The sequence below is a fragment of the Streptococcus mitis genome, assembly GCF_902159415.1.
In the GTDB taxonomy this organism is placed as follows: Bacteria; Bacillota; Bacilli; order Lactobacillales; family Streptococcaceae; genus Streptococcus; species Streptococcus mitis_BG.
Genome location: NZ_CABGJU010000001.1, coordinates 825,093 through 839,716, shown reverse-complemented (window position 1 = coordinate 839,716; position 14,624 = coordinate 825,093). Strand labels below are relative to the sequence as shown.

General features: G+C 40.7%; 15 protein-coding genes. 14 read left to right on the top strand and 1 reads right to left on the bottom strand.

The genetic code is table 11. The features are described 5' to 3' along the window. Nucleotides 1-64: 64 nt before the first annotated feature. From pabB to FN031_RS04420, 6 genes are all read left to right on the top strand, one after another. Nucleotides 65-1,786 (top strand): aminodeoxychorismate synthase component I, encoded by a 1,722-nt coding sequence (gene pabB, locus FN031_RS04445; RefSeq protein WP_142557946.1) that lies wholly within the window; start codon nt 65-67, stop codon nt 1,784-1,786. Then, nucleotides 1,787-2,404 (top strand): alpha/beta fold hydrolase, encoded by a 618-nt coding sequence (locus FN031_RS04440; protein WP_142557944.1) that lies wholly within the window; start codon nt 1,787-1,789, stop codon nt 2,402-2,404. Nucleotides 2,405-2,453: 49 nt separating this feature from the next. Beyond that, entirely contained in the window at nt 2,454-3,314 is an 861-nt protein-coding gene (locus FN031_RS04435; protein WP_142557942.1) for an excalibur calcium-binding domain-containing protein, read from the top strand. Nucleotides 3,315-3,419: 105 nt separating this feature from the next. Then, entirely contained in the window at nt 3,420-4,379 is a 960-nt protein-coding gene (locus tag FN031_RS04430) for an ROK family glucokinase (RefSeq protein ID WP_142557940.1), read from the top strand. Between the two features lie 97 nt (nt 4,380-4,476). Continuing rightward, nucleotides 4,477-4,911 carry an HD domain-containing protein gene (locus FN031_RS04425; RefSeq protein ID WP_142557937.1) on the top strand — a complete coding sequence of 145 codons (435 nt, stop codon included), beginning with the start codon at nt 4,477-4,479 and terminating at the stop codon, nt 4,909-4,911. Between the two features lie 52 nt (nt 4,912-4,963). Then, nucleotides 4,964-5,803 (top strand): thymidylate synthase, encoded by an 840-nt coding sequence (locus FN031_RS04420; RefSeq protein WP_142557934.1) that lies wholly within the window; start codon nt 4,964-4,966, stop codon nt 5,801-5,803. Between the two features lie 43 nt (nt 5,804-5,846). Here FN031_RS04420 and FN031_RS04415 read toward each other — a convergent pair whose 3' ends face one another. Further along, nucleotides 5,847-6,017 (bottom strand): DUF3042 family protein, encoded by a 171-nt coding sequence (locus FN031_RS04415; protein ID WP_060956055.1) that lies wholly within the window; start codon nt 6,015-6,017, stop codon nt 5,847-5,849. Nucleotides 6,018-6,139: 122 nt separating this feature from the next. Here FN031_RS04415 and miaA point away from each other — a divergent pair, with 122 nt between their 5' ends. The 8 genes from miaA to FN031_RS04375 all read left to right on the top strand — a co-directional run bounded on the left by miaA (nt 6,140) and on the right by FN031_RS04375 (nt 14,506). Continuing rightward, nucleotides 6,140-7,024, top strand: a complete 885-nt coding sequence (miaA, locus tag FN031_RS04410) for a tRNA (adenosine(37)-N6)-dimethylallyltransferase MiaA (protein ID WP_142557932.1) — start codon at nt 6,140-6,142, stop codon at nt 7,022-7,024. Next, nucleotides 7,017-8,255 carry a GTPase HflX gene (hflX, locus tag FN031_RS04405; RefSeq protein WP_142557929.1) on the top strand — a complete coding sequence of 413 codons (1,239 nt, stop codon included), beginning with the start codon at nt 7,017-7,019 and terminating at the stop codon, nt 8,253-8,255. Before miaA ends, hflX begins: the two co-directional genes overlap by 8 nt. Continuing rightward, the gene (locus FN031_RS04400; protein WP_142557927.1) at nt 8,248-8,871 is read left to right on the top strand and encodes a cystathionine beta-lyase; all 624 of its coding nucleotides are present in this window, start codon (nt 8,248-8,250) and stop codon (nt 8,869-8,871) included. Before hflX ends, FN031_RS04400 begins: the two co-directional genes overlap by 8 nt. A gap of 14 nt (nt 8,872-8,885) precedes the next feature. After that, a complete protein-coding gene (gene rnz, locus FN031_RS04395) occupies nt 8,886-9,815 on the top strand; it encodes a ribonuclease Z (RefSeq protein ID WP_142557925.1) in 930 nt (309 codons plus the stop codon). A 20-nt stretch (nt 9,816-9,835) separates the two neighbouring features. Next, a complete protein-coding gene (locus FN031_RS04390) occupies nt 9,836-10,591 on the top strand; it encodes an SDR family NAD(P)-dependent oxidoreductase (protein ID WP_142557923.1) in 756 nt (251 codons plus the stop codon). 191 nt (nt 10,592-10,782) lie between these two features. Further along, on the top strand, nt 10,783-11,850 hold the full coding sequence (locus FN031_RS04385; RefSeq protein WP_142557921.1) for an ankyrin repeat domain-containing protein: 1,068 nt from the start codon (nt 10,783-10,785) through the stop codon (nt 11,848-11,850). Between the two features lie 44 nt (nt 11,851-11,894). Then, a complete protein-coding gene (locus FN031_RS04380; RefSeq protein ID WP_142558620.1) occupies nt 11,895-12,482 on the top strand; it encodes an SMI1/KNR4 family protein in 588 nt (195 codons plus the stop codon). Between the two features lie 275 nt (nt 12,483-12,757). Next, the gene (locus FN031_RS04375) at nt 12,758-14,506 is read left to right on the top strand and encodes a glycoside hydrolase family 13 protein (protein ID WP_142558618.1); all 1,749 of its coding nucleotides are present in this window, start codon (nt 12,758-12,760) and stop codon (nt 14,504-14,506) included. Nucleotides 14,507-14,624: the final 118 nt, after the last annotated feature.

Below are 14,624 nucleotides of genomic sequence, written 5' to 3'. Positions count from 1 at the left end.
AACCATATTAGTTAAAAAGCCAGATCTCCTGTTTGGGGTCTGGCTTTTATGGTATACTTAGAATATGCATAGAAAAACAGTGATTGATTTTAGAGCTTTGGGCGAGAGATACACCTTTACCCAGCCGATCAAAGAGTTAAAAACCAGAAATTTAGTAGAAGTGACGGACTTATTAGCTCAAGTGGAAAACTATCAAGAGCAAGGCTATTATGTAGTAGGTTACGTTAGTTATGAAGCAGCACCTGCTTTTGAGGAGAAGTTAGCGGTTCACGAGGGTCCCTTGTTAGGAGAGTATTTGCTTTACTTCACTGTTCATAACAGTGTTGAAACATCTAACATTCCTCTGACTTATGAGGAGGTGGAGTTGCCATCAAACTGGCAGGAAGTAACTTCTGCAGAGAACTATGAAAAGGCTATTACCCAAATTCACCATCATTTAAGACAAGGAGATACCTATCAGGTCAATTATACGGTCCAACTCAAGCAGGAGTTGTCTGCCAATCCTTTTGCTATCTACAATCGTATGGTGGTGGAGCAGGAGGCGGGCTACAATGCCTACGTAGAGCATGACGAGATGGCAGTAATTTCCATGAGTCCAGAACTCTTTTTTGAGCAGAATGGTCGTGAGTTGACGACTCGTCCTATGAAGGGCACAACTAAACGTGGTTTGAATAACGATGACGACTTGAAAGAGGCGGCTTGGTTGGAACAGGATCCCAAAAATCGTTCAGAAAACATGATGATAGTGGACCTCTTGCGAAATGACATGAATCGTATTTCTGAGGTTGGTAGTGAGCATGTGGAGCGTTTATGCCAAGTGGAGCAGTATTCTACGGTGTGGCAGATGACTTCGACTATCAAGAGTCAGTTACGACCGGATGTTGATCTAGTAGAAATCTTCCGTTCGCTCTTTCCATGTGGCTCCATCACAGGAGCTCCCAAGATAGCGACCATGGAAATTATCAAGAACTTGGAACTACAAGCGCGTGGAGTATACTGTGGAACTGTTGGCCTCTTACTGCCCAATGGACGACGGATTTTCAATGTGGCTATTCGAACCATTCAACTGCAGCAAGGGCAAGCCATCTATGGTGTCGGAGGTGGCATCACTTGGGATAGTACTTGGGAGTCAGAATACCGTGAAGTCCAGCACAAGGCGGCTATTCTTTACCGAAAACAACCTCGTTTTCAGCTGATTACGACAGGGAAAATCAGCCAGAAAAAATTGCTCTTTGAAAAGCAACATCTGGAAAGACTGCAAAAGGCTAGTCGTTATTTTGCTTTTCCATTTGACAAAGAAGTTTTGAGACAAAAGTTAGAGAAGGAGTGCCAGTCTTGTGACATCCATCAAGATTATCGGATACGAATCAGTCTCAGCAAATCTGGAGAGATTGAAATTGAACGACAAGTATTGACACCGCTTAGCTCTAGTTTTTGTCAGGCCAAGCTTTGTCAGCAAGAAGCTGATTTGGAGCAGGCCTTTACCTACTTTAAGACGACATACCGACCACATTTGACAGTGGGAGAGCAGGAAATCATCTATCACACTGCTGATGGAAAGTTGCTTGAAACCTCTATTGGTAATCTGGTCTTAAAAATGAATAGCAAGCTCTATACCCCACCTAGTACTCTTGGCATTTTACCAGGGATTTATCGCCAGTATTTACTTGAAATCGAGCAGGTAGAAGAGAAGGCCTTAACCATAGATGATTTGAAACAGGCAGAGGTCATTTATGCTTGTAATGCAGTAAGGGGCTTGTATGAGTTGTCAGTGAAGGAGAACTAAATGAAACTAATATTATTACATGGCCTAGGTCAGTCAGCAGATAGTTGGAAAGAAGTTCAGAATTTTCTTGCAGATTATCCTTCTGAAGCCCTAGAGTTATTTCCCTCCGGAGTTACTACCTACCAAGAAGCTAAGGAGCGCATTTATCAGCGCTTAACAGTGGAAACGGAACCTTTTGTCCTAATCGGTTTGTCCTTAGGTGCTGCCCTTGCACTGGAGCTTTCAAGTTCTGATATATCAAATCTTAAGGCCTTGGTTTTGTCAGGCTGTCCACTGAAACTAGCGGGTAACATTCCTTTTTATATTCAGTTGCTGATATTTAAATTGCTTCCCAAAAGGATATTTGAGAAACAGGGAGCAGATAAGGCTCTTATGGTTGGAGTTTCTGAGGAATTAAAAACACTTGATTTAAGAGAGATTGCACGAAATTGTCCATATCCAAGCTTGTTAATTTGTGGTAGTCAGGATAAGCCTAATCTCAGTTCAATGAAAGCTATTCAAGAACTGATGCCAAATTCCCAGTTCCAGATTATCCCTGACGGCCCTCATATTTTGAATAGGGCAAAACCAAAAGAGTTTGCAGAAATAACTAGAAGTTTTCTTGAATTGCAGAAATAAGTTTGATAAAATAATATGGAAGTTGATATTATAATTTTAGGAGAAAATCATGAACAAACGTCATTTATTAAAACTAGGCCTAGCTTCTTTACCTGCTCTAGCTTTGTTTTTACATCCAGTTGTGGCAGATGAAAGTATCCATTTTTCAAGCTGTAAGGAAGCTTGGGAGAATGGTTATGCAGATATTCATAAGGGAGAACCAGGTTATTCTGATGCTCTAGATAGGGATCATGATGGGATAGCCTGTGAATCTAAGAATGCACCAAAGGGAGTGCTAAAAGAGAAAAAGACGGGGGCATCTCAAGATAACAACAGTGTATCACCTGACAGCGTAGCACCAAATAGTGCAGAACCTACTCCTAGTGTAGCAGCTGAAAGTGGCTGGGTTCGTCAGAATGGATCTTGGTACTATTTTTCTGAAAATGGGAAACCAGTAACGAATACTTGGCAGGGTGCTTACTACCTCAAATCAGATGGAATAATGGCTGAGAATGAGTGGGTATATGATAACTATTACCAAGCTTGGTATTATCTCAAATCAGATGGTTCTTATGCACGCGATACTTGGCAAGGAAGTTACTATCTAAAATCAGATGGTAAGATGGCTCAGGGTGAATGGATTTATGATTCTTACTACAAAGCCTGGTATTATCTCAAATCAGATGGTTCTTATGCGCGTAATACTTGGCAAGGTGCATACTACCTCAAGTCAAATGGTAAGATGGCTAAGAGTGAGTGGGTTTATGATTCTTCTTACCAATCTTGGTACTACTTAAAATCAGATGGTTCTTATGCTCGTAATGCTTGGCAAGGAAACTACTATCTCAAATCAGACGGCAAAATGGCTAAGAATGAGCGAGTGGATGGTGGACGCTATTATGTAGATGCTTCTGGTTTGTGGAAACCATAGAATAGAAAAAAATCTGGAAAGTTAATGCAAACCTTTGCATAGATAGGCGGATTTTGGTATACTAGTACTGTAAGCATTTTCAATTTATAATAAAAGGAGAAAAAGATGAGTCAAAAGATTATCGGGATTGACCTTGGTGGGACATCTGTTAAGTTCGCAATTTTAACTCAAGAAGGAGAAATCCAAGAAAAATGGTCTATTAAGACCAACATTTTGGATGAAGGAAGCCATATTGTAGACGATATGATTGAATCTATTCAACATCGTTTTGAATTGCTTGGATTGTCTGCGACAGACTTCCGTGGAATCGGTATGGGTTCACCTGGTGTGGTTGATCGTGAAAAGGGAACTGTTATCGGAGCCTACAACCTCAACTGGAAAACTCTTCAACCAATCAAAGAAAAGATGGAAAAAGCCTTGGGTATTCCATTCTTTATCGACAATGATGCCAACGTAGCTGCTCTTGGTGAGCGTTGGATGGGTGCTGGTGAAAACCAACCAGACGTTGTCTTTATGACTCTGGGTACAGGTGTTGGTGGCGGTATCGTGGCAGAAGGTAAATTGCTTCACGGTGTTGCAGGTGCTGCCGGTGAGCTTGGCCATATCACAGTTGATTTTGACCAACCAATCGCATGTACTTGTGGTAAAAAAGGCTGTCTTGAGACAGTAGCCTCAGCAACAGGGATTGTTAACTTGACTCGTCGTTACGCAGATGAATACGAAGGCGATGCGACCTTGAAACGCTTGATTGACGACGGTGAAGAAGTAACTGCTAAAACTGTCTTTGATTTGGCAAAGGAAGGGGACGACCTTGCCTTGATTGTTTACCGTAACTTCTCACGTTACTTGGGTATTGCATGTGCCAACATCGGTTCTATCTTAAATCCATCAACAATCGTTATCGGTGGTGGTGTATCAGCTGCAGGAGAATTCCTTCTTCAAGGCGTGCAAAAGGTTTATGATGAAAATACTTTCCCACAAGTTCGCACAACAACTAAGCTAGCTCTTGCGACTCTAGGAAATGACGCTGGAGTTATCGGAGCAGCATCTCTTGTCTTGCAATAAAACATATGAATCAAGAGCTTGGTTATTGATCAAGCTCTTTTTGAGTTGAAGTTGTTAGAATAAAGTAATAACTCAATAATGATAGGAGGAATTTTGGATGAATACTGCAGAACAATCCATGGTTGATTTAGCCTTGTCTATTGCTAGGAAAGCTCATGAAGGGCAACTGGATAAGGCAGGAGTAGATTATATAGAACATCCAATCTATGTAGCAAGCCAAGTTGATACTGAAGAAGAAAAAGCAGTGGCTCTGCTACATGATGTTATAGAGGATAGTCCTGTTTCAGCTGAAGAACTATTACAAGCTGGTTTACCAGAAACAGTAGTTACTGCTGTTCAGGTTTTGACAAAGAAAAAGGAGCAAGATTATCAAACATATCTGGAAACTGTGAAGAAAAATCCTCTTGCAAGAGTAGTAAAATTAGCTGATCTAAAACATAATTCAGATTTATCGAGATTGTCTTCTATTACTGAAAAGGATAGGGAAAGATTGAAGAAATATAAAAAGGCTATTGATTTTCTGAGTATGTAGAAAAAATCTTTTTATGCTATACTAGTTAGGACAATAAATGAGGTGAGAGTAAATGACAAAAGCGGATAAGATTTTTAAAGAGAATATCGAGCGAATCCTGAATGATGGTGTCTTTTCAGAACAGGCTCGTCCCAAGTACAAGGACGGAACAGTTGCCAACTCTAAGTATGTAACTGGAGCTTTTGCAGAGTATGATTTGTCAAAGGGTGAATTTCCAATTACAACTTTGCGTCCAATTGCTATTAAATCAGCCATCAAGGAAGTTCTTTGGATTTATCAAGACCAGTCCAATAGCCTAGAGGTTCTTAATGACAAGTACAATGTTCACTACTGGAATGACTGGGAAGTGGGAGATACCGGGACAATTGGTGAGCGTTATGGGGCTGTGGTCAAGAAGCATGATATCATTAATAAGATTCTCAAACAGTTAGAAGCTAATCCTTGGAACCGTCGCAATATCATCTCTCTTTGGGATTATCAGGCATTTGAGGAAACAGACGGCTTGCTGCCGTGTGCCTTCCAGACCATGTTTGATGTTCGTCGAGTAGATGGGGAAATTTACCTGGATGCAACCTTGACTCAGCGTTCTAACGATATGCTGGTTGCTCATCACATCAATGCCATGCAGTATGTGGCTCTTCAAATGATGATTGCTAAACACTTTGGTTGGAAAGTTGGAAAATTCTTCTACTTTATCAATAACCTTCACATCTATGATAATCAATTTGAACAAGCTCAGGAATTGCTCCGTCGTGACCCTTCAAATTGCCAACCACGTTTGGTCTTGAATGTACCAGATAAGACAAACTTTTTTGATATTAAAGCAGAGGATTTTGAGTTGGTTGATTATGATCCTGTGAAACCGCAATTGAAGTTTGATTTGGCTATTTAATAACAAAAAAAGAAGTTGGATTTCCAACTTCTTTTTTTAATTATTAGCGTGATACACGACGGCGAGCTGCTTTTTTACGGTTTTCTTCGATGAAAGCTGCTTTTTGTTCTTCTGGTTCAATCACTTTCTTTTTAACTGCATAAACTGCACCAGCAACAGCAGCAACAGTTCCTGCGACACCTGTTACGAGACCTTTAGCAAAACCTTTAGCCATTAGTCTTCCTCCTTTAATTTATATATTAGGCAGAATTAGCTAGAAATATAGCATTTTTCTGACTGTGCTTTTTGTGATATAATAATATTAACGAAAAAATGGGAATTTTTCAAGGAAAAACGATGAAAAGCAAAATAATTGTGATTGTTGGCCCAACAGCTGTTGGAAAGACTGCCCTCGCTATTGAAGTTGCTCAGCGATTCAATGGAGAAGTAGTTAGTGGAGATAGCCAACAGGTCTACCGAGGACTAGACATTGGAACAGCCAAGGCTAGTCCGGAGGAGCAGGCAACTGTCCCTCATCATTTAATCGATGTTAGAGATGTAACCGAGTCTTACTCGGCTTTTGATTTTGTTTCCGAAGCCAAGGCAGCCATTGAGGATATTCAAAGTCGAGGTAAGCTTGCTATTATCGCCGGTGGGACAGGACTTTACATCCAGAGTCTGCTAGAGGGGTATCATCTAGGTGGCGAGACACCACACGAGGAGATTTTAGCTTATCGTGCTAGTTTAGAGAATTTTTCAGATGAGGTGTTAGCCCATCTGGTAGAGCAAGCAGGTCTTGAAATTCCCCAGTTTAACCGTCGTCGTGCTATGCGTGCCTTGGAAATTGCTCATTTTGGTCAAGTTTTGGAAAATCAAGACAGTTTATATGATCCGCTGATTATTTGCTTGGATGATGAGCGTAGTCAGCTTTATGAGCGTATCAATCACAGAGTGGACCTGATGTTTGAAGCTGGACTTCTAGACGAAGCCAAGTGGTTGTTTGACCATTATCCAGATGTTCAGGCTGCTAAAGGGATAGGTTACAAGGAACTCTTCCCATATTTTCGAGGAGAGCAGTCCTTGGAAGAAGTTAGTGATACCCTAAAACAAGCGACTCGTCGATTTGCCAAGCGCCAGCTAACCTGGTTTCGCAATCGCATGCAGGTGACCTTTTATCAGATAGGAGAATCTGGTGTAAAAGACCGTATTTTAAGCCAGATTGAGGAGTTTTTAAATGATTGAAACGGAGAAAAAAGAGGAACGAGTCCTGCTCATTGGTGTTGAACTCCAGGGCATGGATAATTTTGACCTCTCCATGGAAGAGTTGGCTAGTCTAGCTAAGACAGCTGGAGCAGTTGTGGTAGATAGCTACAGACAAAAACGAGAAAAATACGACTCTAAGACCTTTGTCGGTTCTGGTAAGTTGGAAGAAATTGCTCAAATGGTGGACGCAGAAGAAATCACGACTGTCATCGTCAATAACCGTCTGACACCTCGACAAAATGTCAATTTAGAGGAAGTCTTAGGTGTTAAAGTTATTGACCGTATGCAGCTGATTTTAGATATCTTTGCTATGAGAGCTCGAAGCCATGAAGGTAAGCTACAAGTTCATCTTGCACAACTCAAGTATCTCTTGCCTCGTTTGGTTGGTCAGGGGATTATGCTCAGCCGTCAGGCAGGGGGAATTGGTTCCCGTGGTCCAGGTGAAAGTCAGCTGGAGCTTAACCGTCGTAGCGTTCGCAACCAGATTACAGACATCGAACGTCAACTCAAGGTGGTTGAGAAAAATCGAGCGACAGTTCGAGAAAAACGTTTGGAGTCAAGTACCTTTAAGATTGGTTTGATTGGTTACACAAATGCTGGGAAGTCAACTATTATGAATACTTTGACCAGCAAGACCCAGTATGAAGCGGATGAGCTTTTTGCAACTCTAGATGCAACAACTAAAAGCATACATCTAGGGGGCAATCTACAGGTAACCTTAACAGATACCGTTGGATTTATCCAAGACCTACCGACAGAGTTGGTGTCAAGTTTCAAGTCTACCCTAGAAGAAAGCAAGCATGTTGATCTACTGGTCCATGTGATCGATGCCAGCAATCCTTATCATGAGGAACATGAAAAAACGGTCCTCTCCATTATGAAAGACTTGGACATGGAGGATATTCCTCGCTTAACCCTTTATAATAAAGCAGATTTGGTGGAAGACTTTACGCCTACTCAAACGCCATATGCACTGATTTCGGCAAAGTCTAAAGATAGTCGAGAACAGTTGCAGGCTTTATTGCTAGATAAGATTAAGGAAATTTTTGAACCCTTTACTCTGCGCGTGCCTTTTTCTAAATCTTACAAGATTCATGATTTAGAAAGTGTTGCGATTCTAGAAGAACGTGACTACCAAGATGACGGTGAAGTCATCAGAGGCTACATTGCAGAGAGAAACAAATGGAGATTAGAGGAATTTTATGACTGATATCAAAACGTTAGCCCTCAAGTATGGTGGCTATACAAGTCTAGATAAGGTCTATCTGGAACAACTTTTAGCTGGTAGGTCTGAAGAGGAGCAACTAGCTCTCATTACACCTCCACCCAGCGTAGTGAATGCCTACTTTGCCGAGCTCTACCAGAAAAAGAGTCCTCAAGCTGCGACAGATTATTTTGCAGAAGTTAGCCAAGAACTGAACCTCTATAATGCTGAGCCAAGTTTCGCTTTGGAAAGCAAGCCCTTTATTCGCCTCAATCTATCTGGTAAATCCTTTGGATTTTGCTACGAGAAAGAAGGACTAGGCCGCATTTTCTCTGAGCACGAGGAGGCAATTACGGATGAATTACTCTTTGAGATTGCGCCAATTTTTCCTCATCAGTTGGTCTTTGAAGAGTCTGGAAAGATTTACTTGAAGTCTGTCGGGGACGAGGAAGTTGTTAGCGTAAAAAGTCTCACAGCGTTAACAGATCTGGAAGATTTAGCAGATGGAAGACAGCGTCTCAAAGGATATAGCCAAGAGGATTTACTGCAAGAAGCTAGAGCTTTTTCTGGCAAGCTGTATTATCGCTCGGAAAACAGAATTGCTATGTTATATATTGATTAATTAGAAAGTATCAAATGGATATTCAATTTTTAGGAACGGGGGCTGGTCAGCCCTCTAAAGCTCGCAATGTTTCAAGTCTCGCCCTGAAACTTTTGGACGAGATTAACGAAGTCTGGCTTTTTGACTGTGGAGAAGGAACGCAAAATCGCATTCTGGAAACTACAATTCGACCACGAAAAGTCAGCAAAATCTTTATCACACACTTGCATGGAGATCATATCTTTGGTTTGCCAGGATTCCTTTCTAGCCGCGCTTTTCAGGCCAATGAAGAGCAGACAGATTTGGAAATCTATGGTCCCCAAGGCATCAAATCTTTTGTCTTGACCAGTCTACGAGTGTCAGGTTCACGCCTGCCCTATAAGATTCATTTCCATGAATTTGACCAAGCTTCTCTAGGGAAAATTCTTGAAACAGATAAATTTACAGTATATGCGGAAGAGTTGGATCACACTATTTTCTGTGTGGGCTACCGTGTCATGCAAAAGGACCTAGAAGGCACTCTGGATGCTGAAAAACTCAAGGCTGCCGGCGTACCATTTGGACCACTCTTTGGAAAAATCAAAAACGGTCAGGATGTCATCCTAGAAGACGGCACCGAGATTAAGGCAACAGACTATATCTCAGCCCCACGCCCAGGTAAGATTATCACTATCTTAGGTGACACTCGAAAAACGGATGCCAGTGTGCGTCTGGCTGTCAATGCGGATGTCCTTGTCCATGAGTCCACTTATGGTAAAGGTGATGAGAAAATTGCCCGCAATCATGGGCACTCAACCAATATGCAGGCTGCACAGGTTGCAGTAGAAGCGGGAGCTAAGCGACTCTTGCTCAACCATATCAGCGCCCGTTTCCTTTCAAAAGATATCAGCCAGCTTAAGAAAGATGCTGCAACGATTTTTGAAAACGTCCATGTGGTCAAAGACTTGGAAGAAGTGGAAATCTAGAAGATTGAGAAAGGAAAAGTATGTCTACTATTCTCATTACAGGTGCTAGCGGGGGTCTAGCCCAAGAAATGGTCAAACTCTTGCCTCAAGACCAACTCATTTTGCTAGGTAGAAATAAGGAAAAATTAGCTCAACTATACGGAACTCATCCTCAGGCAGAATTGATTGAAATTGATATTACCGAAGCTCAAGCCTTAGAAGAACTAGTTGCTGAACTCTATCAGCGTTATGGCAAGATTGATGTCTTAATTAACAACGCTGGTTACGGAATTTTTGAAGATTTTGACAAGATTTCTGATCAAGACATTCATCAAATGTTTGAAGTCAACACCTTTGCTCTCATGAATCTGTCTCGTTTGGTTGCTTCTGGTATGAAGGAGATTCGACAAGGGCATATCATCAATATCGTCAGCATGGCAGGATTGATTGCGACTGCTAAGTCTAGCCTTTACTCAGCGACTAAGTTTGCGGCTATCGGTTTTTCAAATGCTCTTCGCCTTGAGCTCATGCCCTATGGTGTCTATGTGACAACTGTTAATCCAGGACCTATCCGTACAGGATTTTTTGACCAGGCAGACCCAGATGGGACCTACCTCAAATCGGTTGACCGCTTCCTACTGGAGCCAGATGCTGTCGCGCAAAAAATTGTTAAGGCCATCGGAAAAAACAAACGCGAGATCAATCTCCCAGCCTTGTTAAATTTAGCTCATAAATTTTATACCCTCTTTCCCAAGTTAGCCGATAAATTGGCAGGAGAAACTTTTAATTATAAGTAAAAAAGCTATTCCTTTAAGGAATAGTTTTTTGATTTAATTTCTTGAAAGAAGAGTGTTTTAAAGTTAAAAATCAAGCTTATTCGTGCCTATTCATAGCTTTTAGGGTATAATACAAATAAAAGAGATCAAGAAGAAACTTAGAGTATAATCTAGGTACAAAAAGATAGAATCATGATTAAAGGAGAATAGGAATGGCAAAAAAGAAAAGAGTAACCTTACCGAAGGACTTTAATGAACTACTGACAGACGGCAATATTGACCAATTAAAGGCCGTGTATGACAAGTGTGAGTTAACTGCTCATGACGGGAGGTATAGCTTAAGAACAGCTCTTCATTTCGGTGGGGTTCCTGATGAGTTGGTTATCTGGCTTGTCGAAAAGGGGTTGGATATCAATATCCCTGATTATTATGGAGCAACACCTTTGTACTGTCAGGCAACCATGGGAAGAGATACTGTAAAACTCTTACTCGAATTGGGTGCAGACATTGAAAAAACCAATACTTATAGCAATACACCCTTGCATGTGGCAGCTCAGTTTTTTCATCCTAAGACCGTTGCACTTCTCATAGAAAAGGGAGCAAATGTTAACCCTAAAAATGATAGGGGACAGACTCCACTAGACTCCGTACTCACTGTCTGTCGAGGAATCTATATTGCCCAAACAGCTGAAATTGCCTCTATGCTGCTGGATGCAGGTGCTAAGAAAACATCTGCTATGAAAGAAAAGGTTGAAAATATTGGTAAGGATTTTGAATTTCATAGAGAAGGGATCAATCCAGACTATCTAGAAGCAGCAGATCAGGGTCTAGAAAAACTTTATGCTTTGTTTGATGTCAAGCCGGTAGCCAAACGAATAACCCACGATGGAGTTTCTCCGATTCTCGTAAAAGAAGGTAGCTGGGAGGAGCAATATGAGGAACTATGGTCTTTCTTGATTCCTTCAAGTGGAGCAGCCAAAACTGTTCAGGGAGAAGTTATCCGAATACCAGGTCGAGTTCGAGATGAACTGGATCGCAATGGTGGGGTCAACTGGGACAGGGACTATAGAAAAATGCTTCAAGCTCTTCCTCAATACTTGTCTCTAGGAAGCTCTCTTTCAGAACAAGAATTAGCAGAGACTAAAGAGCTTATTGCTCAAATTCATGGGAAAGATTTTGATGACGAGCCTCGCCTAGACCGCCTGTGTCAGTTAGCTCTTGCTTGGATTAAGCAAAATCCTGAACCCCTTCTCCTAGAAAAAACAAGTTATAAGCGGTAAAAGGAATTTGAAGCTAGTTAAAATAAAGAACTCAAGGTGAAATGATGCAACTAATTGACCAAGTTAAAAAAATAGAAACTTATATTTGTGAGTTTTTTGAAGACTGGGATTTGGATGATCCTGTAGAGGAAGGCTATCTGGAAGATTATCAGGACATTTCTGGTGCTTCTGAGGAAGAGCTTCAAGCCTTTGAGGAAAGACTTGGTATTCGTCTACCTAGTGACTTCAAAGAGCTTTATAGCTATAAAAATGGGAGTAAATACCTCTCTATTTTACCTTGTGTGATTGACCAGAGAGATTTGACTTTTTCTCTCATGAGTTTACAGGAAATTGAGACTTGTAAAAAGTACTTTCAAAATAGAGATGCTCTGTTAACCGATTTTCCCGACTATTTTTCTAGTCAAGACCTAGAAAACATGCATGATAGTAGAATTAAGCCTTATCTTTTTAATAAAAAATGGCTTCCTTTTGCTCAGTATTGTGACTCTTGTTATCTTATGCTGGATTTTGATCCAGACCAGGAGGGTCAGGAAGGACAGGTTATTTGCTACATCCATGATCCTGACCAGGTGATTTATGTGGCTAAAAGCCTTACAAATCTGATTGAAGGGATAATGGATGAGATCGTATGAACGAACAAATGTACCAAGTTCAAAATATAACAGATAACATTTGTTTAACCTTCCTGTACGACAGAGTATTAAAAGAACTTACACTTTGTCAGATTGATTAGACTGTGAGACTGAGTTTGGGATCTTTTTATTGATAGGTGCTATTCTAAAGTATCTATTTTGAGCTGTTTTCTTGTCAAATTTGACCAAGTATTGCAATTTAAGTCTTAAAATAGTATACTAGTTCTATTATTCATGAAAACGTTTGCGTTTTTATTGATTTTAGGAGACAAATGATGGAATTAACAGCCATTTATCATAGACCAGAATCAGAGTATGCTTATCTTTACAAAGAAGGTCAGCTACATATCCGAATTAGAACCAAGAAAAATGATGTCCAGCAGGTCATTTTGCACTATGGGGATCCCTTTATTTTCATTGAGGATAAGTATGAAGCTAAGAAAGAAATGACCAAAGTAACCTCAGATGCCCTATTTGACTATTGGCAGGTTACGGTATCGGTTGTTTTTGCACGGATTCAGTATCTCTTTGAGCTCCTTGATGAGAAAGGTCAGGGTATTTTTTACGGTGATAAGGGTTGCGTAGAACATACTCAAGAAAACTTGGATGCTGATGGAAACGGCTTTAAGCTTCCTTATATTCACGAAATCGACGGTTGTCAGGTTCCTGACTGGGTTTCAAATACCGTTTGGTATCAGATTTTCCCAGAACGATTTGCAAATGGAAGTCCTAATTTGACCCCAGATGGAGCTCGAGAGTGGGATGCTGCCATTGAACCTAATAGGGAAGATTTTTTTGGTGGAGATTTACAAGGGATTATTGACCATTTAGACTATCTTAAAGATTTGGGAATCACTGGGCTTTACCTATGTCCGATTTTTGAAGCAACGACCAATCACAAGTATGATACGACGGATTATTTTGAAATTGACCGTCACTTTGGGGATAAGGAAGTCTTTGCTAATCTAGTCAAGGAAGCTCACAAACGTGGCATCAAGATTATGCTAGATGCTGTTTTCAATCATATCGGCTACCAGTCTGCCCAATGGCAGGATGTTCTAAAGAGCGGAGAAAAGTCACCATATAAAGATTGGTTCCATATCCAAGAGTTTCCAGTTACTGAGGATAAACTTCAGAATCCAAGACAACTCCCTTATCATACCTTTGCCTTTGCTAGCTATATGCCTAAGTTGAATACAGCTAATCCGGAGGTTAGGGACTATCTTCTCAGTGTTGCAACTTACTGGATTGAAAATTTTGATATTGATGCTTGGCGCTTGGACGTTGCCAATGAAATTGATCATCAGTTCTGGAAAGATTTTAGAAAGGCAGTTCTCGCTAAAAAGCCTGATTTGTATATTTTAGGTGAAATCTGGCATACGTCTCAGCCTTGGCTACAAGGGGATGAGTTCCATGCGGTCATGAACTACCCACTCTCTGAAAGTATCAAGGATTATTTCTTGCGTCAGCGTAAAAAGACGGAGCAATTTATTTCAGAAATCAATGGCCAGTCTATGTACTACAAGCAACAAATCTCAGAGGTAATGTTTAACCTTTTAGATTCTCATGATACAGAGCGTATCCTCACAACTGCCAAAGGAAATATCCAGCATGTCAAGGCTGCTTTAACTTTCCTCTACCTTCAAAAAGGGAGCCCTTGTATCTATTACGGAACAGAGCTAGCACTAATTGGTGGACCAGACCCTGATTGCCGTCGTGTCATGCCTTGGGACCGTGTTTCTGAAGACAATGACATGCTGAATTTCATGAAGAAATTAATCAAGGTTCGTAAGGAAGTTGCAAGCATTATTCAGCATGGAAAATATCGCTTGGAAGAATTGAAACCAGATGTCCTTGCCTTGAGCTGGAACTACCAAGGAAAAGAAGTTCAAGCAATCTTTAATCAGTCTTCTGAGAAATATACTTTAGATAGAGATTCAGTTAATCTAGCGAGTCATTGCCAATTTGAAGATGCTCAGCAAGTCATCTTGCAAGATGGATTTGTTGTTTATATGCTAGACTAGCATGGTTCATTGGGATATTATGCCATATCATTGAAAAATAATTTAGAAGGTTGTTTCTTTATAGGAGCAACCTTTTATTTTGTATATGATTTAGTAATTCTACATAATGCCTCAATAC